This window comes from Tamlana sp. I1, assembly GCF_015355625.1.
Lineage (GTDB): Bacteria > Bacteroidota > Bacteroidia > Flavobacteriales > Flavobacteriaceae > Pseudotamlana.
Genome location: NZ_JACLAF010000023.1, coordinates 1 through 20,000, shown reverse-complemented (window position 1 = coordinate 20,000; position 20,000 = coordinate 1). Strand labels below are relative to the sequence as shown.

The following is a 20,000-nucleotide window of genomic DNA, read 5'->3' as shown; positions in this document are numbered from 1 at the left end:
AGTGTGGGGGATCCCCCTCTCAGGGCCCCTACCTATCGTTGCCTTGGTATGCCGTTACCACACCAACTAGCTAATAGGACGCATAGTCATCTTCTGCCGTAACCTTTAATCATAAATACCATGCAGTAATATGATACTATACTGTATTAATCCAAATTTCTCTGGGCTATCCAGTAGCAAAAGGTAGATTCTATACGCGTTACGCACCCGTGCGCCGGTCGTCAGCGGAAGCAAGCTCCCCTGTTACCCCTCGACTTGCATGTGTTAGGCCTGCCGCTAGCGTTCATCCTGAGCCAGGATCAAACTCTTCATCGTTAAATTTTAATGTGCTACCTATAAGGTAACAACTTTAACAACTAATTAGCTCTCTTTGTACTCAAAATGGTCTATTCTCTTTGTTGAATTAAATCGTTTCCAATTCAATTCTTACGCTGTCAATTCAATATGTTTATGAACTTTATTCTTTTGTTTCTTAACGCGTTTCCTTGTTAAGCGGGTGCAAATGTAAAACCCTTTTTTTTAACTCACAATGTTTTTTGTAAAAAAATTTAAAGATTTTTTTTACTTTAATTTAATATCAAATAAAAACAATATTATGAACTTTTTTACCTCCAACAGACCTGCTGTTTTTAGCGGCTGCAAACATACAACCTTTTTATAACCTCACAATGTTTTTTTTGATATTTTTTTAAAGCTTTTTAAAACCTCTTTTTTATACCAAAACTGTTTATGAACTAACGCTTTAATTGGCTGTGCCTCTCTTAGCGGGGTGCAAATATACAGCTCTTTTATATTCCCTAACAAACTTTTTGTTGGTTTTTTTATGCTTTTTTTTACCACAGCTTTTAATCTGCTTGTTTTTAGTTGATTATAGCTTGTGTTTTTTAAGGTTTGTTTGTGGCTGGATAGACTGGAAGTGTTTCAAAAGAGGTATTACGCGGAGATACACAGAGGTTCACGGAGGGATTATTCGTTTTAAACATTATGAATAATCTTCATTAAGAAAAGTCTAGAAAAATAATGAGGTTAATAATAGACGTCTAATATTTAAAATTAAGACGCTCCCCTCCTTTCCTATTATATACAACTGTATTATTCAATAGGAAAAACAATCTATATATAAGGAGTCATTTATTCTTCAGTAAAAAACAACTGGAATATTTACGCATTATTTAAATGTATACGAAATTCCGTTTAATAATTGGTATTGTGTTGTAGGAATGCCTATTACAGGGAACGTATCAAATTGTAATATATAGGTGATGTTTAATTCTAAGTTTTTTACTATTTCAACTGAAAACGTATTAAACGCATTGATTCGATAGTCATTTAGTTGACTAAGTTTTGGCTGATAAAAGGTTGCCGATTTAAAAGATAAATTAGAAGCTATTTTATATTCAAATGATAAATAACCACTAAAACGCACATCTCGATTATATATAGGAGACTCCCCGCCTTTTTCCTTTTCATATTCATACATGAATAAGGTGCCTAAAAACAGTTTTGTGTTGTCATTATTTAATAAACGAAAACGAGGCCCTGCACCTGTTAAGTGTCTTTGGTCTATATTTGAAATGGCATTGGAATAAGCCTGAACAAAAGCTTCTAATATTACAAAACGCCCTATATCATAATTATAACGCACATGAAAGGTTTCATTATTAATAATATCTTCATCATCAATCGTTTTAAAATCGACGTTCCCTATTACTAAAGCTAAATGTTTTTTATAGCGATATTGCGCATATAAACTGGAATTTAGAGTAAAAATATTTCGGGTGTTTTTTATGAAGTTAAAATTCAATTCTACACCTCCAGAAAACCCTTCAACATCGTTTTCAATCCTTAAATTTTCAACATTTAAAATTTGGGAATACATCGAGCTGCTAACAAAAAGTAACAGTATAAACTTTAATTTCATTTAACTAAAAATTGCATTTAAATGCATATCGGCTTCAAAAAACATGAACACACAATGCGTAATTGGGAATATTTTCGCCAAATATAGATAAAATTGGACAGACCAGTTTTAATGTCATTATTATCAAAAAGCAAATTCATTGAAGAATAGAAAAATCAAAAAACAACATCACTAACCTATTTTATCATTTTAAACTATTGTTATCCAAAAGTCTCTACTTATATCATATAAATAAAACAGTACTGCAAACCCAAATAACACTAAGGATTTTCACCGTATAAAAACCAATGCTTATAAATAATAATTAACTGTATTGTATTAACAAGTTTATACCGCTATCTTTGCAGCCGGATTTTAATTTATTTTATGATACATATTACATTACCCGATGGCAGTGTGAAAACGTTTGATGAAGGCGTTACACCAATGGATGTTGCAAAAAGCATAAGCGAAGGATTTGCTAGAAACGTGATTTCGGCAAATTTTAATGGTACAACTATTGAAACCGTTACACCTTTAACCAGCGATGGTGCTTTAATTTTATACACCTGGAGAGAAGATGAGGGTAAAACGGCGTTTTGGCATAGTTCGGCTCACGTTTTAGCGCAAGCTATCGAGGAGTTGTATGCTGGTGCAAAACTTACTATTGGTCCTGCTATTGAAAATGGGTTTTATTATGATGTAGATTTTGGAGATCATAATGTATCTGAAAAAGACTTTAAAGCTATTGAAACTAAAATGCTTGAAATCGCTAGAGGAAAGCATGATTTTAAAATGCGCTCGGCGAGTAAAGCAGAAGCTTTAGATTTATATAAAAACAATCCGTTTAAAACGGAATTAATCGAAAACTTAGAAGATGGTACCATTACGTTTTGTGACCATTCGACGTTTACCGATTTATGTCGTGGCGGACATATCCCAAATACAGGGATTATAAAAGCCGTTAAAATATTAAGTGTTGCCGGTGCTTACTGGAGAGGTAATGAAAATAATCCGCAGTTAACGCGTGTTTATGGCATTTCATTTCCGAAGCAAAAAGAATTGACCGAATACTTAGAAATGCTTGAAGAAGCAAAAAAACGCGACCATAGAAAATTAGGTAAAGAGCTTGAGCTTTTTACGTTTTCAAAACGTGTAGGCCAAGGTTTACCATTATGGTTACCAAAAGGCGCTGCTTTACGTGAGCGTTTAGAGAATTTCTTAAAAGCAGCTCAGAAAAAAGCAGGTTACGAAATGGTGGTAACACCACATATTGGACAAAAAGAGCTTTATGAAACTTCTGGGCATTATGCTAAATATGGTGAAGATAGCTTCCAACCTATTTTAACACCAAAGGAGGATGAAGAGTTTTTATTAAAACCAATGAACTGTCCGCACCACTGTGAGATTTACAACAGTACCCAATGGAGTTATAAAGATTTACCAAAACGTTTTGCTGAATTTGGTACTGTATACCGCTATGAGCAAAGTGGTGAATTGCACGGTTTAACCCGTGTTCGTGGTTTTACTCAAGATGATGCTCATATTTTCTGTACTCCAGATCAATTGGATAAAGAATTTAAAGATGTTATCGATTTAGTACTGTATGTATTCGGTTCGTTAGGATTTGAAAACTTTACAGCTCAAGTGTCTATACGCGATCCTAAAAATCCAGATAAATATATAGGTGATGTTGCAAATTGGGAAAAAGCAGAGCAAGCGATTATTAACGCCGCTTCTGATAAAGGTTTAAATTACGTTATTGAGGAAGGTGAAGCCGCTTTTTACGGTCCGAAACTAGATTTCATGGTAAAAGATGCCCTTGGAAGGCGCTGGCAACTAGGTACCATTCAAGTGGATTACAACTTACCAGAGCGTTTTGAATTATCTTACAAAGGCAACGATAATGAGTCACACCGCCCAGTAATGATTCACCGTGCACCATTTGGAAGCATGGAGCGTTTCGTAGCTTTATTATTAGAACATACAGGGGGTAATTTCCCGCTTTGGTTAATGCCAACACAGGCAATTATATTATCAATTAGCGAGAAATATGAAAAATACTCACAAAAAGTTTTAAATTTGCTAGAAAATGACGAAATTCGCGCCCTTGTAGACCATAGAAATGAAACTATAGGGAAAAAGATTCGGGAAGCCGAAATGCAAAAGCATCCTTATATGATTATTATTGGTGAGCAAGAAGAAGCAGAAGGCAAAATTACTGTACGCCAGCATGGTGGAGCAGATTTAGGAATGATTTCCGTTGAAGCTTTCTCTGAAATAATAAAAGAAGACATTAAAAAAACGTTGAAATCGTTTTAAAAATAATAAGTTTAATTTAAAACCATAACGCCATAGCAATTAGAAGAAGACAGCAACCCAGAAGGGTTTCGCAAGAGGACAAGCACAAAATTAACTCTAAAATTACTGCACAACAGTTACGCCTTGTTGGTGATAACGTTGAAGTTGGTATTTACACCAAAGGTGATGCTTTAAGGATAGCTAACGAGCAAGAGTTAGATCTTGTAGAGATATCTCCTAATGCAGATCCCCCGGTTTGTAAGGTTATGGATTATAAAAAGTTTCTTTACGAGCAGAAGAAACGTGATAAAGCTTTAAAATCTAAAGCCACAAAAGTTATCATTAAAGAAATTCGTTTTGGTCCTCAAACCGACGATCATGATTACGAATTCAAAAAGAAACATGCCGAGAAATTCCTTAAAGAAGGTGCAAAACTTAAAGCTTTTGTATTTTTTAAAGGACGTTCTATCATATTCAAAGAACAAGGACAAATCTTATTATTAAGACTAGCCCAAGATCTTGAAGAATTTGGAAAAGTTGAGCAAATGCCTCGATTAGAAGGTAAGCGTATGACGATGTTTATTGCTCCTAAAAAGTAATATTTCATCAAATACACATAAAACAAGATGCTAAATAATCTCGATAGTTATTCGAGATAGCATAAAAATAATTAAGCGAAATAATTAAAACTAGGAAAAGAAAATGCCTAAAATGAAAACAAAATCTAGTGCCAAAAAACGTTTCAAGTTAACGGGTACTGGTAAGATTAAAAGAAAGCACGCTTTTAAGAGTCACATCTTAACAAAGAAATCTAAAAAGCGTAAGCTAGCTCTGACTCATGATACTTTAGTACATAAGGCAGACGAGGATAATATTAAAACCATGTTACGTTTAAAGTAACACCGTTTTAATCGGTTAAAACAATTTATAAACCCTGGAGTTAGGCTCAATAAAAGAGTTAAAAGTTAAAAGTTAAAAGTTAAAAGTTTGACCTCTAGCAATAGACCAAAAACCAATAACTAGAAACCAATAACAAAATTTAGCCGCCTACTACAAAACACATTTAAAATTATGCCAAGATCAGTAAATTCTGTAGCAAAAAGAGCCAGAAGAAAAAAGGTTCTTAAACAAGCAAAAGGTTACTTTGGACGTCGTAAAAACGTTTGGACAGTAGCAAAAAATGCGGTTGACAAAGCGATGCAATACTCGTACAGAGACCGTAGAAACAAAAAGAGAACATTCCGTGCATTATGGATTACGCGTATTAACGCTGGAGCCAGATTACATGGTTTATCTTATTCTCAATTCATGGGGAAATTAAAAGCTAACGATATCGAATTAAACCGTAAGGTTTTAGCCGATTTAGCAATGAATAACCCAGAGGCTTTTAAAGCCGTAATCGAGAAAGTAAAATAAGGCTTTTTGCCTATTGTAAAACATATTATTCGCTTATTAAAAGAAACCGATTTCGAAAGAGTCGGTTTTTTTTATGCCTAATTTGGGCGTTACCACAAGGGTCGGGCTTTCCGTTACAAGTTTTGGCTCGATGCGCACCTCGCCAAAAGCTTTCCTCTGCAATCCCTAACGCAGAGAATCCGTTGTTATAGTAAATACATCCTGATTTAAAAAAAGAGAACTGTGTCATTCCAATTCAATATATCATTCCGAACGCAGTGAGGAATCTCTTCTCGGGTAGGTTTTAACTTAAATCAAAGGGTTCTTAGATTTCTCCCATGGTCGAAATGACAAGATTATTAATTACATTCGATTAGTAGTTTAAAGATATATTTTTGAAAACTTGGATGTCTTCAATACAATTCATTAACTAATCAAACGAAATAAAATAACACATGCTACATATTGGTGAGATTAATATTTACTGCCTAGCCCTTCATATTTTATAAACACTATTATTCGGAAGTTGAAAGCTCATATGTTTTTTATAGTTTTAACCCTCCTAATTTCGATTTCATCGAAATTTTCCTCCCTTCAAAACGAAGGGAGGAGCAAGTTTTATTAATGTTTTCTAGAACAAACTAAATCTAATTAATCTATTTTAATTAAAATTTTGTGTTCCGAACACATATGTTTTAAAAACCTGAAGGGTCTTTTTAAAAACAAATAATCATTAAAATGTTGGAAGGAAATATAATGTCGTGCCGATACGAAGTGAGGCATCTTTTTGAAAAAGAGCTATAGGTAAAAGACTAAGTTTTCTCCTAGGGTCGAAATGACAAACTTCTATAATTATCTTTTTTGAATAGTATATAGAATCACACCCCAAAAGCGGTAACCACCAACTTTCGTTCACCACCGTAATCGCGGTGTTCGCAAAGGTAAATGCCCTGCCAAATTCCTAAATTAAGCTTCCCATTAGTAATGGGAATTTGAACCGAAGCACCTAACAAAGAGGCTTTAATATGCGCAGGCATATCATCAGGACCTTCATAAGTGTGTTTATAATACGGTGCCTTTTCAGGAACCATTTTATTAAAATGACTTTCAAAATCGAGTCTCACCGTATGGTCGGCATTTTCATTAATAGTTAAGCTCGCTGAAGTATGTTTTATAAAAACTTGTAGTTGACCAACATGAATAGATTCAATTTCTGGAATAGCATGAAGTACTTCATCTGTAATAAGATGAAAACCTCTTTTATGTGATTTTAATTTGATTTCCTTTTGAAAAACTTTCATTACTTAATTTTATAAAAATAATACACTTAACTAATCCAAACTTACAGAACTACACTTAGTCTTGTCTGGTTTTAAGTGCCAATGTTACATTTAATATAATTGGTAAAAACAATAAAATTAAAAATAGATTCGGGTAATTGGAATAAAAAGTTGCTGTTTTATTTACAGAGATAGTATTTGTAATCACTAGGGGTTTCGACGATTTTTTAATAGCTACAACATCGCCATTGCTTCTTATAAATCCGCTAAAACCAAGATTACTACTTAAGGCAAAATCTTTAGCGTATGCCACAGCCATGATTCTTGAAATATAGAAATGATATTTACTAATATAAGTATCTTCAAACCAACCGTCGTTGCTTGTTACAAAAAAGAAATTCGCATTATTTTTAACAAGCTTTTTAATTAAACCTTCTTCTATCGATTCATTACATATTAACACGCCTGCATGTCCAAATTTGGTTGAAATTGGTCTAGCGTCTCCAACATTTATATATTTTAACTTGCTATGTGCATAGAAAGGAAGTTGAAATGTGTTTAAAAAAGGTTTTTCAAAAGCTTCTAAAAGAATGTTTTTAGAATAGGTAGCATAATGGCCTTTCATATTTGATGTAAAAAGCACCGAATTTGCAATTTTATGCTCCCCAACCAATTTGTTAGCTCCTATAATTAATGTAGTAGGTTTATTTTTATTAATCTCTAGTAATTCATCTACAAAATCATCATCTTTTTCATAAAGCCAAGGAATAGTCGTTTCTGGCCAAATTATAAAATCCGAATTATTGCTAGAGGCATCTCGACAAACCGAAAAATAAATTTCAGCTAAATAATCGCTGTTTTTTTGATTCCAAGTGAGTTTCGGATTAATGTTAGCGGTAGCAACACTAACTTTTACATCTTTTGAAGGCGATTCATTTGGTAAATACAGTGCATATCCAACGCCAAGAAAAACCAAAATAGATGAAACAATAACTAAAAATGACTGCTTTGTTTTTAAAATATAAAACTGAGCTATTGATAGGTTAACATAAAACACAATAAATGATAAAAAAGCAACACCACCTATTTTAGCAAACTGAGTTAAATACAGGCTTCGACTTAATGTGAAACCAACTCTTAAGTTTAAAAAAGGAATACCAGAATATAAATATGAAAACAATTCATCAAAAAGCGTAAGGCTACAGGCAATACATAAAAGTTTCAAAAAAGCCCATTTTTTAAATTGAAAACCATTTAAAAAGTGTAGTATATAAGCAAATAAAGCGAACATGGCTCCGTAAACAAATGCCAAACCCACAATAACCAGTAGGCTTATTTTAATATTAGAGGTATAATCTTGAAGCGCCGAAAGTATCCAGTTAAATAATATTAAACCATATACAACACCAAAAACAAAACCATTTATTAAGGCTTGCATTTTCTGTTTACTATTAAATATAGCGTAGAAAAAAAGTGACCACGAAAATAAAAAGAGTGGTATAATCATTTCTTTACCAGCAATACCCGATAGTATTGCAGATAAAACGATTATAATATAGTTGATGTGTTTTAAAATCCTCATTAAAATTTATATTCTCAGCTATTAAAACTTCAAAATAAGCGGTGAAACACGAGTTTTACCTCATGAAAAATAAAGCACCAAATTAATGAATACAACCCAATTCAAATAACTAAATTATATTAAAGGGTTGTCAAGAAATCCTATGCAATGAAGCCTTTTTTTTTGATAAAAGAATTGATTTTATAGCTGTCTTTTATGTTTTCTGCTTTTTCTTTCTCGCTGCAGGAAATAGCACATTATTTAAAATTAAACGGTAACCTGGAGAAGTAGGGTGTAAATCTAATTCGGTTTTGGCATCCCCTACCCGATGCTGATAATCTTCCGGGTCATGACCTCCATAAAAGGTAAAAAAACCTTTGCCTTTAATACCGTGAATATATTTAGCTTCACCATTAGATTTTGTTTCGCCTAAAACCAATACATTCGATTTAATTTCATCTCGAGTAAAAGCTGTGGTTTGTCCCATAAAGCCTTTTACCAAAGCCGTGTGGTTTTGACATAACATGGTTGGAATAGGATCCCATTTCGCCGAAAATTCCATTAACGAAAAGTAATCGGCTGTTTTAGGAACCATGCGTTTTCGTGTCATATCTATAGATGAAAACTCATAAACTTTCGGGTTGCGTTCTAAAACGAAATTGGTAAACGCAAAAGCTTTATTGTAATCAATTTTATTCTGATAATTAGGCTCGCTGCCATCGCCATCAAACATCGGTTCACAAATATCAACGCCTTCGGCTGATAAAGCAATATCAAAACTATCTGTGGCACTACACATGGCAAACATAAATCCGCCACCAATCACATAATCTCTAATTTTTAACGATACTGCCAATTTTTCTTCAGAAACTTTATCATACCCCAACGTTTCAGCCAAGCGTTCAGCTTCTTGCTTTTCTTGAATGTACCAAGAAGTTGCGCGATATTGTGCATAAAATTTACCGTATTGTCCTGTAAAATCTTCATGATGTAAATGCAACCAATCAAAAACCAACAACCCATCATTTAAAACCTCTTCATCGTAAACTGTTTCATAAGGAATTTCAGCATACTGCAACACCATGGTTACGGCATCATCCCAAGGTAATTTTCCTTTAGGTGTATATACAGCAATTTTAGGTGCTTTTTCTAAAACTACAGCTTCCATATTCTGACTCGGGCTACTAATTTCTTCTAAAATGTTTTCGGTTTTTGCATTAGAAAGCACTTCAAAAGAAACCCCTCGAATTTGACATTCGCGTTGAACCGCTTCCGTGTCGGGCAATAAAAAGGAGCCGCCTCTATAATTTAAAAGCCACTTTACCTTCATCGATTTGTTTAGCGACCAATACGTGATTCCGTAGGCTTTAAGATGATTTTTTTGACTCTCGGCATCCATAGGAATTAGGATGTAAGACGCATAGGTGTTGATGCCTATTAATATAAAAAGTAATGTAAATAGTGTTTTTTTCAATTTGAGAGCAAAGCTTAAAAAGATTTCTAGGTCGTTCCTTCACGAAAAATGACAAGACTCTTTTATTATAAGCTGAAAGATACTTAAAATTTGTTTTTAATAAAATGATTTAACAGTTTGTTCTAGTAGGATGGCTAATGGCTAATGGCTAATGGCTAATGGCTAATGGCTAATGGCTAATGGCTAATGGCTAATGGCTAATGGCTAATGGCTAAATAAAATAGGTTCTTGCTCAGGCAAGAACCTATTTTATTTAGAAAGGCACTTCATTGTCATCATCGGAGTTAAAAGAACTTCCAAAGGCTTGATCTGGACTTGCTTTAAAATTATCGGCTTGGAATGTATTATCGTTTGCGGCTTCATTCATTTTAGAATGAAACTCGAATGGCGAATCAAAATCATCTAAATTATCAAACTTACCAAGATGACCTAAGAATTTTAAACGGATGTTTTCCAAACCACCATTACGGTGTTTAGCAACGATAAACTCGCCTTGACCTTCGGTTGGCGTACGCTCTTCATCATCCCACTCATCAATTTTATAATATTCTGGTCGGTAAATAAACGATACAATATCGGCATCTTGCTCAATCGCTCCAGATTCACGTAAATCGGAAAGCAAAGGTCTTTTACTACCCCCACGTGTTTCTACCGCACGCGATAATTGCGAAAGGGCAATTACAGGAACCATAAGTTCTTTTGCTAAGGCCTTTAAGTTTCTAGAAATCATAGAGATTTCTTGTTCACGGTTTCCGCCATGATTGGTACCCCCAGTCATTAACTGTAAATAATCAATCATAATCATTTTTATACCGTGTTGCGATGCTAAACGACGCGCTTTTGCTCTTAAATCGAAAATAGAAAGCGATGGGGTATCATCAATAAATAAAGGGGCTTTCTCTAAACCTTTTACTTTAACGTTTAGTTGTTCCCACTCATGTTTTTCTAATTTTCCTGTACGTAATTTTTCAGAAGACAACCCTGTTTCACTAGAAATTAAACGCGTAATTAATTGTACAGAAGCCATCTCTAAAGAGAAAAATGCTACCGGGATATTTTGATCTACAGCAATATTTCGAGCCATGGATAAAGTTAAAGCCGTTTTACCCATACCAGGACGGGCAGCGATAATAATTAAATCGGAAGGTTGCCAACCTGAAGTTAATTTATCTAATTTATGAAATCCGGTAGGAATACCACTAAGGCCTTCTTTATTAGAAATTTCTTCAATTTTCTTTTTTGCTTGAATAACTAATTCCTGAGCCGTTTCACTGGATTTTTTAATGTTTCCTTGCGTAACTTCGTATAATTTTGACTCGGCAGCATCTAATAAATCAAAAACATCTTTAGTTTCATCATAAGAATCTTCAATAATTTCACTAGATATTTTAATTAAGCTACGCTGAATAAATTTCTGCAAAATAATACGTGCATGAAACTCGATATGAGCTGAAGAAGATACTTTTTGAGTTAAACCAATGAGGTAAAAATCGCCTCCAGCAAGTTCTAACTTAGAATTTTTCTTTAATTGTGTTGAAACCGTTAATAAGTCGACTGGTTCACTATTTTCAAACAGTTGAAAAATGGCTTCAAATATGTGTTGGTGTGCCTCTTTATAGAAGGCGTCGGCACTTAAAATATCAATAACTTCATCTACACCCTTTTTATCAATCATCATCGCACCCAACACAACCTCTTCTAAATCAAGAGCTTGGGGCGGTATTTTACCTTTCTCAAGGCTAATAAGCGTACTTTTATCTACTTTATATGATGATAATTGATTTGGTTGTTTCATACCTACGAAAGTAATTAAAAAGAAAGTAGTTTTCTGAATTTTAACGGTTATGATTGTCCACTACTCGTTAACAATCAGCTGTTAATAAGTTAATTATATTGTTAATAAGCATAAAAAATCTGAAGCTGGAACAACTTCAGATTTTAATACGTTTAGGTTTTAAAAGGCTTAGCCTTTAAACACACCCATGTTGGCATATTTATCCATACGTTGAGATACTAAATCTGTTGGTGATAAGTTTTTAAGCTCATCAAAACATTTTAAAATAGTATCGCTAACGGTTTGAAATGTTTTTTCGCGGTTTCTATGTGCACCTCCTAGTGGTTCTTTAATAATACCATCTACAAGCTTTAATCGCTTCATATCTGAAGCTGTAAGTTTTAAAGCTTCGGCAGCTTGCTCTTTATATTCCCAACTGCGCCATAAAATTGATGAACAAGATTCTGGAGAAATTACAGAATACCAAGTATTTTCTAACATTAAAACTTTATCGCCAACACCAATACCTAAGGCACCACCAGAAGCACCTTCGCCAATTACCACAGTAATTACAGGTACTTTTAAGCGTGTCATTTCTAAGATATTTCTAGCGATTGCTTCTCCTTGTCCGCGTTCTTCAGCTTCTAAACCTGGGTAAGCCCCTGGTGTATCTAGAAAGGTTACTACAGGAATTCCAAATTTTTCGGCAGATTTCATTAAGCGTAATGCTTTTCGGTAACCTTCAGGATTTGCCATTCCGAAGTTTCTATACTGTCTTGTTTTGGTATTAAAGCCTTTTTGCTGACCAATAAACATAAAACTTTGGTCGCCAATTTTACCTAAACCACCAATCATGGCTTTATCGTCTTTAAAACTTCTATCGCCGTGTAGTTCTAAAAAGGTAGTTCCGCAAATAGCCTTAATATAATCTAAAGTATAAGGTCTATCTGGGTGACGTGACAATTGAACACGTTGCCAAGGCGTTAGGTTTTTATATATTTCTTTTTGAGTCTCTTTTAACTTTTTCTCGATTTGTGTACATGTTTCAGTAACATCAACTTCACTCTCTTTTCCTATGACTTCACATTTCTGTAATTGGTCTTCGAGTTCTTTTATCGGTAATTCAAATTCTAAATATTCCATGGGAATTTAGTTATTACTTTTTAAATCTAGGTTAGTATGCAAATATAAAAACTTTAATTATGTAATGCTGTTAAGATAACTTTCTTTTTAATTTTCTTCGGCTTTTTAAAAAGGCATTTATAAGTATAACACTAATAATTACAGTGGCTCCCACGTAAAAAGCTGGTGTCATTTTTTCTTTCTCAGGAAATAAAAACATAGCCATAACAATACCATACACAGGTTCTAAATTGTAGGTTAACACAACGGTATAAGGGCTTATTAATTTCATAACATGCACAGAAGCGATAAATGCATAGGCCGTACATACAGAAGCTAAAATGAAAAGGTATTTAAAATCGGACAGGCTTAAATTGAAGAAATCTTTTGAAAAACCACCTCCAAAACATAAAATGTAAACCGATATAAAAAACACACCGCTTAAAAATTCATAAAATGAAATCACTGTGGCATTGTGCTTTTTTAAGAAATTCCCGTTTAGAACGGCAAACAATGAGGATAAAAAAGCAGATAGTATGCCTAAAAGAATGCCAGAAAGGTACTTTATTTCACTTTGAGTGATGATGAATACGCCTGCGATAACTATAATTCCAAAAAAAATCTCATACCAAACTACACGGCGTTTATAAATGATGGGTTCTAAAAACGAAGCGAAAAAAGCGCCAGTAGAAAACATGGCCAAAGTAATTGAAATGTTGGAGACTTTAATAGCTCCAAAAAAGGTTATCCAATGCAAAGCAATAATAATTCCTGCTACAGATAGTCGAAGTAATGATTTGGCATCAACTTGTATTTTAACCTTAACCATTTTAATATAAAGAAACATTAAAATAGAAGCCATAACCATTCTGTGCCAAACTAAAGCAATGGCATTTATAGAAATTAAATCGCCTAAAATTGCCGTGAAACCAGCAATAAAGACCAATAAATGAAGGTGTAGCTGGTTTTTAAATTTAGCGCTTGGCATTATATAAAAGGAAAATGGCTAAAACACCAAAAATGATATTAGGAAACCAAACTGCTATTACAGGCGGAAAATCAGATTGTTCGGCCATAACGCCAAAAATCTTATCGAAAAACACAAATACCATAGCGATACATATCCCAAGAGCTAAGTTAACGCCCATCCCTCCTCTTCGTTTCATTGAAGAGACAGCAACAGCGATAATAGTTAGAATAAACACAGAAACCGGAAGACTCCATTTTCTGTATAAAACCAACTTAAAACGTCCCACATTTGACGAGCCTCTCGCTTCCTCTTTAGCGATAAACGTTTTTAAATCGCCGTACATTTTAGTTTCGGCTGCATAAATAACCGGAATTAAATCGTCTACATCAAAACTAAAAAGGGTGTCTTTTCTTCTTTCAATTTCCAATTCGTCTTCATTGACACCAATATCGCGTTTCACGTAATTTGTTAAACGGTAAATGGAATCTTTTTCAATATATTTTATACTGCTTGCCGAAATTTTATATTGAAGTATATTGTCTTCAAAATGTTCTAAAGTAAAGTTATTCCCAATACTGTTTTTCACATCAAAACTACTTACATAAATAATATCGGTATCGTTAATCTGTCTAAAAACATTGGTATTATCTACAGAGCTCCGCCCTGTTTTAAAGTATTTATAACTAAAATCATTGAACCCTTCACTAGCTTTGGGTGCTAAAAACAAGCCCATTATTATCGCTAAAATAGACACAATAAAAGCGCCTATCATATAAGGTCTTAAAAATCTAGAATATGAAACGCCAGAACTTAAAAAAGCAATTATTTCGGTGTTATTGGCTAATTTTGAGGTAAACCAAATGACAGATAAGAACAAAAACAAAGGAAATAATAAGTGTGCAAAATAAATGGTAAAGTCTAATAAATACACCAAAACTTCATGTAAGGGCACTTCATTATCTAAAATCTTACCAATTTTTTCGGCTAAATGCACTGTAATTCCGATAGGAATAAACAGTAGTAACATTATAAAAAATGTAAACAGATAGCGTTTTAATATGTACCAATCTAAAATCTTCATTCGCTCCTAGTCACTCTAAATGAGTGAGTTTGCTCTATTATTTAAGTTTTGTATTCGACAATTTATGTTTTAGTAAACTTAGACTACAAACGGTTATCCATTTGTTTAACCATTTTATCTTTCCAAGTTCTAAAATCTCCTGCTAATATATGTTTTCTTGCTTCTCGAACCAACCATAAATAAAATCCTAGGTTATGAATGGTTGCTATCTGTTTTCCTAACAACTCATTAACGGTAAATAAATGACGTAAATAAGCTTTAGAATATTCGGTATCGACAAAAGTGATGCCCATTTCATCAATAGGTGAAAAATCTTCAGCCCATTTTAAGTTTTTAATATTTATAGTACCATGCGCTGTAAAAAGCATACCATTTCTAGCGTTACGCGTTGGCATGACACAGTCGAACATATCTACCCCTAAAGCTATGTTTTCTAAAATATTAATTGGTGTACCTACACCCATTAAATAACGCGGCTTGTCTTCTGGTAAAATTTCACAAACCACATCGGTCATGGCATACATCTCTTCAGCTGGTTCACCAACCGATAATCCGCCAATAGCATTTCCAACAGCGCCTGCATTGGCAATATATTCGGCCGATTGCTTACGTAAATCGGTATAAGTACTTCCTTGAACAATTGGAAAGAAAGCTTGATTATAATCGTATTTTAAAGGTGTTTTTTCCAGATGATTGATGCAGCGATCTAACCAGCGGTGCGTCATGTGCATCGAGCGTTTGGCGTAATTGTAATCGCATGGGTATGGTGTACATTCATCAAAAGCCATGATAATATCGGCGCCAATAGAACGCTGAATTTCCATCACATTTTCTGGCGTGAATATATGGTAACTACCATCGATGTGTGATTTAAATTTCACACCTTCTTCTTTAATCTTTCTGTTTGCTGAAAGCGAATACACTTGGTAGCCTCCAGAATCGGTTAGGATATTTCTATCCCAATTCATGAATTTATGAAGTCCGCCAGCTTTTTCTATAATATTGGTTTGTGGGCGTAAATACAAATGGTAAGTATTTCCTAAAATAATATCTGGATTTATCTCCTCTTTTAACTCACGTTGATGCACGCCTTTCACCGTTCCTACAGTACCAACTGGCATAAAAATAGGGGTTTCAATAACACCGTGATCTGTGGTTAATTTTCCTGCCCTAGCCTTACTTTGTGGGTCTTGTGCGTTTATTTCGAACTTCATTTAATTTCTATTAAGCTTTAAATATGCATCTATCTAAAAGTGAATACTTTTAAATTTAATATCTGCATTTTGCGGCAAAGATAAATAACTGAGAAATGAAAACTATCCTATTAAAAAGAAATAATATCCTTTTGGCAGCGTTTTTGATTCTATAATTTGAATTAAAAAACAAACATTATGACAAATTTAAAGTTTATGCAAAAAAGAGTAACCTCCCAAAACGCTCTAAGCAAAAATCTAGTTTTTATTTTTTTACTGGTTATACTTCCTAGTGTTTCTTTAGCACAATCGGGAAATGGCTGGGGAATTAAAGGCGGAATAAATTACAACACGAATGGCGATTATTTTGATTCGATTGAAAACGCTTATGAAGACCCAACTGGTTCGGCAGGATTTCATTTAGGTGTTTTTGGTAAAATTGGTGGCTCTATTTATTTTAGACCCGAACTTGTTTACACAAAAACAAAGAGTAAATATGATGATGATGACTTTAAAATGCAAAAACTAGATGCGCCTATGCTTTTAGGAGTGAATATTATTGGCCCTTTAAATGTATTTGGTGGACCATCATTTCAATACATATTAAATTCGAAATTTGGCGATATTTCTGTAAATGATATTGAAAATGACTTTACTGTTGGATTAAATTTTGGTATTGGATTAAATTTCAACAAATTAGGAATAGACCTAAGATACGAGCGTGGCTTTAGCGACAATGAAGCCATTTTTATAAACGATAATATTATAGGTACTGAAAGTAGAATTGACACCAGACCAAGCCAATTAATTTTGAGTGTATCGTTAATGCTTTAGTAGATTTATTAAAATACAATCCATAAAAAAACCTCGCTAAGCGAGGTTTTTTTTTAATTTATAAAGTTTGATTTTCGTTAGATTCTGTTTCCTCAGGATCTAAATATTTAGGAATACCATTTTTACCAATATCGTTTGTTGGGTCACCATCGCCATCAATATCTTCATATTTGGTTAAAACACCATCGCCATCATCATCGGCATCGTTATAATCTAATAAATCATCATCGTCAGTATCATCACCATCATGTACCCCTTCCGCAGAATTATAAGTAAAAAACCCGTCGTTGGTATTCCAATCTTCTTTATAAGACGGGATACCATCGTCGTCATGATCATTTTCATACATCTGTAATAAATCAAAAGAGAAAATTAAACAAGTATAAGATGGAATACTTCCTTGTGAAAAATTATAGTATCCCAAGCCTGAAGGCACAAACATAATACCAACACCATGGTTTATATAACTTGTTGTACCATCTGCATTATCTGCAAAAGTCTCGGCTACATGAAAGTTTGGCATGACTTGGCCCCAAGCTGGCACTGTTGCTGTTAAATCAAAAACCGTTGGATTAACAGCACTATCAAATACGTCATCATCTAGAAAAAAACCTTTGTAATTTGTCGCTACATTATCGGCAAAAGTGGGTGAAGGCGAATCTGGATTTACATTTTTATTTAGGTCTATATAATAAAGTTCGTAATCGGTTTCAGCAAAAACCACATCTAATGTTGTGATATCTTCGATTAACAATCTGTAACCTGTAGGTACCGTACCGCCTTCTTCTAACTCTTCAATAATTAAGTCTTTAGAGCTTGGGTTTGGGTTAGAACCATCAAAAGCAGAAGCATTGTAATAATGTGTTTCTAAATAATCTAATAATAAGGCTTTATCTTCAATTTGTTGCTCGGTTCTATCTCTCACTTCAACTACAACCGTTCCGTCATCATCATCCTTCTTACAAGATAAAAAACAGGTTGCTAAACCTAGAACAAACAAACTTATTTTCATTAATTTCATTGTCAATATCATTTATTTAGTTGAAGTATTTATGATATAAATCAAAATGCAGTATATCGCTTTTAGATTTGTGTTAAATAAACTTCAAGATTCCTTATTTTTGAAGCCGCAAGATACGATATAAATATAATCTTGCATAATAAGATTAACGTAGTTTTAGTAATAATTATATGCGAATAGACAAGTATTTATGGTGTATTAGATATTATAAAACCAGAACATTGGCCACTACAGCCTGTAAAAAAGGACAGGTACGCATTAACCAAGAGATTGTAAAGCCAAGTCGGGATGTTTACCCCTTGGACACGGTTGAATTAAGAAAAGACCAGATAAATTATAAACTTAAGGTTAATGATATTCCTCCAAACCGTGTTGGTGCTAAATTGGTGGATTTGTACAGAACAGATATTACACCAAAAGAACAGTTTGAAGCTCAAGAACTTTTAAAATACTCTAAAGATTATTACCGTAAAAAAGGCACAGGCAGACCAACCAAAAAGGATCGCCGTGATATAGACGATTATACCGAAGAAAACACAGACGAGGAAACCGAATTTTAAATAAAATTGGCAATCGATGTAAAATGTAACGTTGAAATAATAACGGACAAATAAAAATGAGTAATTTTATACTTTAAATTTGCAATGTATGACAGTTAAGAATAATGTAATCCTTAATCACAACGAAATCAATCATAAAATAAGACGTATTGCTTTTCAAATTTACGAAAGTAATGTTGATGAAAAAGAAGTTATTTTAGCAGGCATAGGAAGCAACGGTTATATTCTTGCGAAGAAATTGAAAACCGTACTTCAAAAAATATCCGAAATTACGCCTGTACTCTGCAAGGTGTCTATGGATAAAAAACAACCTTGGTTAGAAATTACCACATCGCTAAAACCAGATGACTATAAAAATAAATCTTTAATATTAGTCGATGATGTTTTAAACTCTGGCACCACATTGATTTATGGTGTTAAACACTTTTTAAATGTGCCTTTAAAGCAATTTAAAACTGCTGTTTTAGTAAACAGAAATCATAAAAAATATCCTGTAAAAGCCGATTTTAAAGGTATTTCGTTATCGACCTCGTTACATGAACACGTGCAAGTGGTTTTAGAGGGTAAAAACTTTGAAGCTTTTTTAGAATAATTCTGAAACAATAGCATCTACAACTTCATCTTTTGATTTATTGTCTATAGAAACTTTAAGTTCAGCTTGATTATAAAATTGTAAACGCTCAAAAAGGTGTTTCCCTATAAATTCGGCCATAGCCTCTTCGGTTTCAATATGTGCTATTAAAGGGCGCTTTGCTTTTTTCTTCATCAGTTTTTCAACCAATGTAGGGATTGAAGCATTTAGGTAAATACTAGTTGTGTTTTCTGCGTTTAAAACTGCGTCCATATTATTACTATAACAAGGCGCTCCCCCACCTAACGAAAGAATAGTATTTGCTTTTGTGGTTAAAAGCTCTCTTAAATATAGTGCTTCTTGCTTTCTAAAATAAATTTCGCCTTTGGTTTTAAAAACTTTGGTTACCGATGCGTTTTCTCTTTCTTCTATAACATCATCTAAATCTACAAAGGCATAATTTAACTTATTAGCTAATTTTTTTCCAATAGACGTCTTTCCAGAAGCCATATATCCAATTAATACAATGATCATTTTTCCGTTATAAATTGATTATTAAAAACATAGGTTTACGCGCTGCAAAAAAACAAAAATTTATTTAAAAAAAACATTGTTTTATTAATTAAACATATTATATTTGCACCCGCAAACGCTAATAAGTTTGTTTGAAATAATGACCTGGTAGCTCAGTTGGTAGAGCATCTCCCTTTTAAGGAGAGGGTCCTGGGTTCGAGCCCCAGCCCGGTCACAATAAAAGCCTAAAACATCATGTTTTAGGCTTTCTTATTTTAATACTTTTCTTGTTGAATTTAGATAACACGAAATGTAGGTTCTAGAGTTTTTGTGGGATCAAGAGCAAAAGTTGTGGGATTTTAGAATTAAGCAAAAATAGTAGTTAATCTATAGAGGAAGAATTTTACGTTTCTCACGCCTCTGAACTGCGTTCTAAAAGCTTTAATTTTG

At 33.5% G+C, this 20,000-nt stretch carries 18 protein-coding genes, 1 tRNA gene and 1 rRNA gene (1 of these 20 running past the window's edge); 8 read left to right on the top strand and 12 right to left on the bottom strand.

Annotation, left to right across the window (positions count from 1 at the left end):
• Nucleotides 1-315: ribosomal RNA gene (locus H6X70_RS16395) — 16S ribosomal RNA — on the bottom strand; it reaches 1,204 nt to the left of the window's first position.
• A gap of 853 nt (nucleotides 316-1,168) precedes the next feature.
• Complete coding sequence (locus H6X70_RS16390; RefSeq protein WP_194768780.1) at nucleotides 1,169-1,921, bottom strand: DUF481 domain-containing protein; 753 nt, start codon at nucleotides 1,919-1,921, stop codon at nucleotides 1,169-1,171.
• A gap of 366 nt (nucleotides 1,922-2,287) precedes the next feature.
• Here H6X70_RS16390 and thrS point away from each other — a divergent pair, with 366 nt between their 5' ends.
• The 4 genes from thrS to rplT all read left to right on the top strand — a co-directional run bounded on the left by thrS (nucleotide 2,288) and on the right by rplT (nucleotide 5,617).
• Nucleotides 2,288-4,222, top strand: a complete 1,935-nt coding sequence (gene thrS / locus H6X70_RS16385) for a threonine--tRNA ligase (RefSeq protein WP_194768779.1) — start codon at nucleotides 2,288-2,290, stop codon at nucleotides 4,220-4,222.
• 32 nt (nucleotides 4,223-4,254) lie between these two features.
• Entirely contained in the window at nucleotides 4,255-4,800 is a 546-nt protein-coding gene (gene infC, locus H6X70_RS16380) for a translation initiation factor IF-3 (protein ID WP_317171481.1), read from the top strand.
• Between the two features lie 103 nt (nucleotides 4,801-4,903).
• Complete coding sequence (rpmI, locus tag H6X70_RS16375; RefSeq protein WP_019388182.1) at nucleotides 4,904-5,101, top strand: 50S ribosomal protein L35; 198 nt, start codon at nucleotides 4,904-4,906, stop codon at nucleotides 5,099-5,101.
• A gap of 171 nt (nucleotides 5,102-5,272) precedes the next feature.
• Nucleotides 5,273-5,617, top strand: coding sequence for a 50S ribosomal protein L20 (rplT, locus tag H6X70_RS16370; RefSeq protein ID WP_042495466.1), 345 nt, complete (start codon nucleotides 5,273-5,275; stop codon nucleotides 5,615-5,617).
• An 857-nt stretch (nucleotides 5,618-6,474) separates the two neighbouring features.
• On the opposite strand, the gene H6X70_RS16365 is transcribed toward rplT, so the two are convergent.
• The 8 genes from H6X70_RS16365 to tgt form a co-directional block, all read right to left on the bottom strand.
• Complete coding sequence (locus H6X70_RS16365) at nucleotides 6,475-6,897, bottom strand: secondary thiamine-phosphate synthase enzyme YjbQ (RefSeq protein WP_194768778.1); 423 nt, start codon at nucleotides 6,895-6,897, stop codon at nucleotides 6,475-6,477.
• A 55-nt stretch (nucleotides 6,898-6,952) separates the two neighbouring features.
• The gene (gene lnt / locus H6X70_RS16360; RefSeq protein WP_194768777.1) at nucleotides 6,953-8,458 is read right to left on the bottom strand and encodes an apolipoprotein N-acyltransferase; all 1,506 of its coding nucleotides are present in this window, start codon (nucleotides 8,456-8,458) and stop codon (nucleotides 6,953-6,955) included.
• A gap of 193 nt (nucleotides 8,459-8,651) precedes the next feature.
• On the bottom strand, nucleotides 8,652-9,836 hold the full coding sequence (locus H6X70_RS16355) for an asparagine synthetase B (protein ID WP_194768781.1): 1,185 nt from the start codon (nucleotides 9,834-9,836) through the stop codon (nucleotides 8,652-8,654).
• A gap of 328 nt (nucleotides 9,837-10,164) precedes the next feature.
• Nucleotides 10,165-11,706, bottom strand: coding sequence for a replicative DNA helicase (gene dnaB / locus H6X70_RS16350; RefSeq protein WP_194768776.1), 1,542 nt, complete (start codon nucleotides 11,704-11,706; stop codon nucleotides 10,165-10,167).
• A 168-nt stretch (nucleotides 11,707-11,874) separates the two neighbouring features.
• A complete protein-coding gene (locus H6X70_RS16345; protein ID WP_194768775.1) occupies nucleotides 11,875-12,828 on the bottom strand; it encodes an acetyl-CoA carboxylase carboxyltransferase subunit alpha in 954 nt (317 codons plus the stop codon).
• A gap of 70 nt (nucleotides 12,829-12,898) precedes the next feature.
• The gene (locus H6X70_RS16340; RefSeq protein WP_194768774.1) at nucleotides 12,899-13,795 is read right to left on the bottom strand and encodes a DMT family transporter; all 897 of its coding nucleotides are present in this window, start codon (nucleotides 13,793-13,795) and stop codon (nucleotides 12,899-12,901) included.
• Complete coding sequence (locus H6X70_RS16335) at nucleotides 13,782-14,858, bottom strand: LptF/LptG family permease (RefSeq protein ID WP_194768773.1); 1,077 nt, start codon at nucleotides 14,856-14,858, stop codon at nucleotides 13,782-13,784. Before H6X70_RS16335 ends, H6X70_RS16340 begins: the two co-directional genes overlap by 14 nt.
• An 83-nt stretch (nucleotides 14,859-14,941) precedes the next feature.
• Entirely contained in the window at nucleotides 14,942-16,072 is a 1,131-nt protein-coding gene (gene tgt / locus H6X70_RS16330) for a tRNA guanosine(34) transglycosylase Tgt (RefSeq protein ID WP_194768772.1), read from the bottom strand.
• A 195-nt stretch (nucleotides 16,073-16,267) separates the two neighbouring features.
• On the opposite strand from tgt, the gene H6X70_RS16325 reads away from it, so the two are divergent.
• Nucleotides 16,268-16,885, top strand: a complete 618-nt coding sequence (locus tag H6X70_RS16325) for an outer membrane beta-barrel protein (protein WP_194768771.1) — start codon at nucleotides 16,268-16,270, stop codon at nucleotides 16,883-16,885.
• A 58-nt stretch (nucleotides 16,886-16,943) separates the two neighbouring features.
• Here H6X70_RS16325 and H6X70_RS16320 read toward each other — a convergent pair whose 3' ends face one another.
• Nucleotides 16,944-17,906 carry an FKBP-type peptidyl-prolyl cis-trans isomerase gene (locus H6X70_RS16320; protein ID WP_194768770.1) on the bottom strand — a complete coding sequence of 321 codons (963 nt, stop codon included), beginning with the start codon at nucleotides 17,904-17,906 and terminating at the stop codon, nucleotides 16,944-16,946.
• 170 nt (nucleotides 17,907-18,076) lie between these two features.
• Between H6X70_RS16320 and H6X70_RS16315 the strand changes: the two genes are divergently transcribed.
• Together H6X70_RS16315 and H6X70_RS16310 are read left to right on the top strand one after the other, a co-directional pair.
• Nucleotides 18,077-18,466 carry an RNA-binding S4 domain-containing protein gene (locus H6X70_RS16315; protein WP_194768769.1) on the top strand — a complete coding sequence of 130 codons (390 nt, stop codon included), beginning with the start codon at nucleotides 18,077-18,079 and terminating at the stop codon, nucleotides 18,464-18,466.
• A gap of 88 nt (nucleotides 18,467-18,554) precedes the next feature.
• On the top strand, nucleotides 18,555-19,058 hold the full coding sequence (locus tag H6X70_RS16310; RefSeq protein WP_194768768.1) for a phosphoribosyltransferase family protein: 504 nt from the start codon (nucleotides 18,555-18,557) through the stop codon (nucleotides 19,056-19,058).
• Here the strand turns inward: H6X70_RS16310 and H6X70_RS16305 are convergent.
• Entirely contained in the window at nucleotides 19,050-19,571 is a 522-nt protein-coding gene (locus tag H6X70_RS16305) for a shikimate kinase (RefSeq protein WP_194768767.1), read from the bottom strand. The two genes, H6X70_RS16310 and H6X70_RS16305, sit on opposite strands and share 9 nt — an antisense overlap.
• 141 nt (nucleotides 19,572-19,712) lie before the next feature.
• Here H6X70_RS16305 and H6X70_RS16300 point away from each other — a divergent pair.
• Nucleotides 19,713-19,785: transfer RNA gene (locus tag H6X70_RS16300), tRNA-Lys, on the top strand.
• Nucleotides 19,786-20,000 lie beyond the last annotated feature (215 nt).

Coding starts and splice junctions, on each gene's coding strand:
- H6X70_RS16320 (WP_194768770.1), bottom strand. CDS start 17,906: ATGAAATTAATGAAAATAAGTTTGTTTGTTCTAGGTTTAGCAACCTGT.
- H6X70_RS16315 (WP_194768769.1), top strand. CDS start 18,077: ATGCGAATAGACAAGTATTTATGGTGTATTAGATATTATAAAACCAGA.
- H6X70_RS16325 (WP_194768771.1), top strand. CDS start 16,268: ATGCAAAAAAGAGTAACCTCCCAAAACGCTCTAAGCAAAAATCTAGTT.
- H6X70_RS16305 (WP_194768767.1), bottom strand. CDS start 19,571: ATGATCATTGTATTAATTGGATATATGGCTTCTGGAAAGACGTCTATT.
- dnaB (WP_194768776.1), bottom strand. CDS start 11,706: ATGAAACAACCAAATCAATTATCATCATATAAAGTAGATAAAAGTACG.
- H6X70_RS16345 (WP_194768775.1), bottom strand. CDS start 12,828: ATGGAATATTTAGAATTTGAATTACCGATAAAAGAACTCGAAGACCAA.
- H6X70_RS16340 (WP_194768774.1), bottom strand. CDS start 13,795: ATGCCAAGCGCTAAATTTAAAAACCAGCTACACCTTCATTTATTGGTC.
- rplT (WP_042495466.1), top strand. CDS start 5,273: ATGCCAAGATCAGTAAATTCTGTAGCAAAAAGAGCCAGAAGAAAAAAG.
- thrS (WP_194768779.1), top strand. CDS start 2,288: ATGATACATATTACATTACCCGATGGCAGTGTGAAAACGTTTGATGAA.
- H6X70_RS16355 (WP_194768781.1), bottom strand. CDS start 9,836: ATGGATGCCGAGAGTCAAAAAAATCATCTTAAAGCCTACGGAATCACG.
- H6X70_RS16335 (WP_194768773.1), bottom strand. CDS start 14,858: ATGAAGATTTTAGATTGGTACATATTAAAACGCTATCTGTTTACATTT.
- rpmI (WP_019388182.1), top strand. CDS start 4,904: ATGCCTAAAATGAAAACAAAATCTAGTGCCAAAAAACGTTTCAAGTTA.
- tgt (WP_194768772.1), bottom strand. CDS start 16,072: ATGAAGTTCGAAATAAACGCACAAGACCCACAAAGTAAGGCTAGGGCA.
- H6X70_RS16390 (WP_194768780.1), bottom strand. CDS start 1,921: ATGAAATTAAAGTTTATACTGTTACTTTTTGTTAGCAGCTCGATGTAT.
- H6X70_RS16365 (WP_194768778.1), bottom strand. CDS start 6,897: ATGAAAGTTTTTCAAAAGGAAATCAAATTAAAATCACATAAAAGAGGT.
- H6X70_RS16310 (WP_194768768.1), top strand. CDS start 18,555: ATGACAGTTAAGAATAATGTAATCCTTAATCACAACGAAATCAATCAT.
- lnt (WP_194768777.1), bottom strand. CDS start 8,458: ATGAGGATTTTAAAACACATCAACTATATTATAATCGTTTTATCTGCA.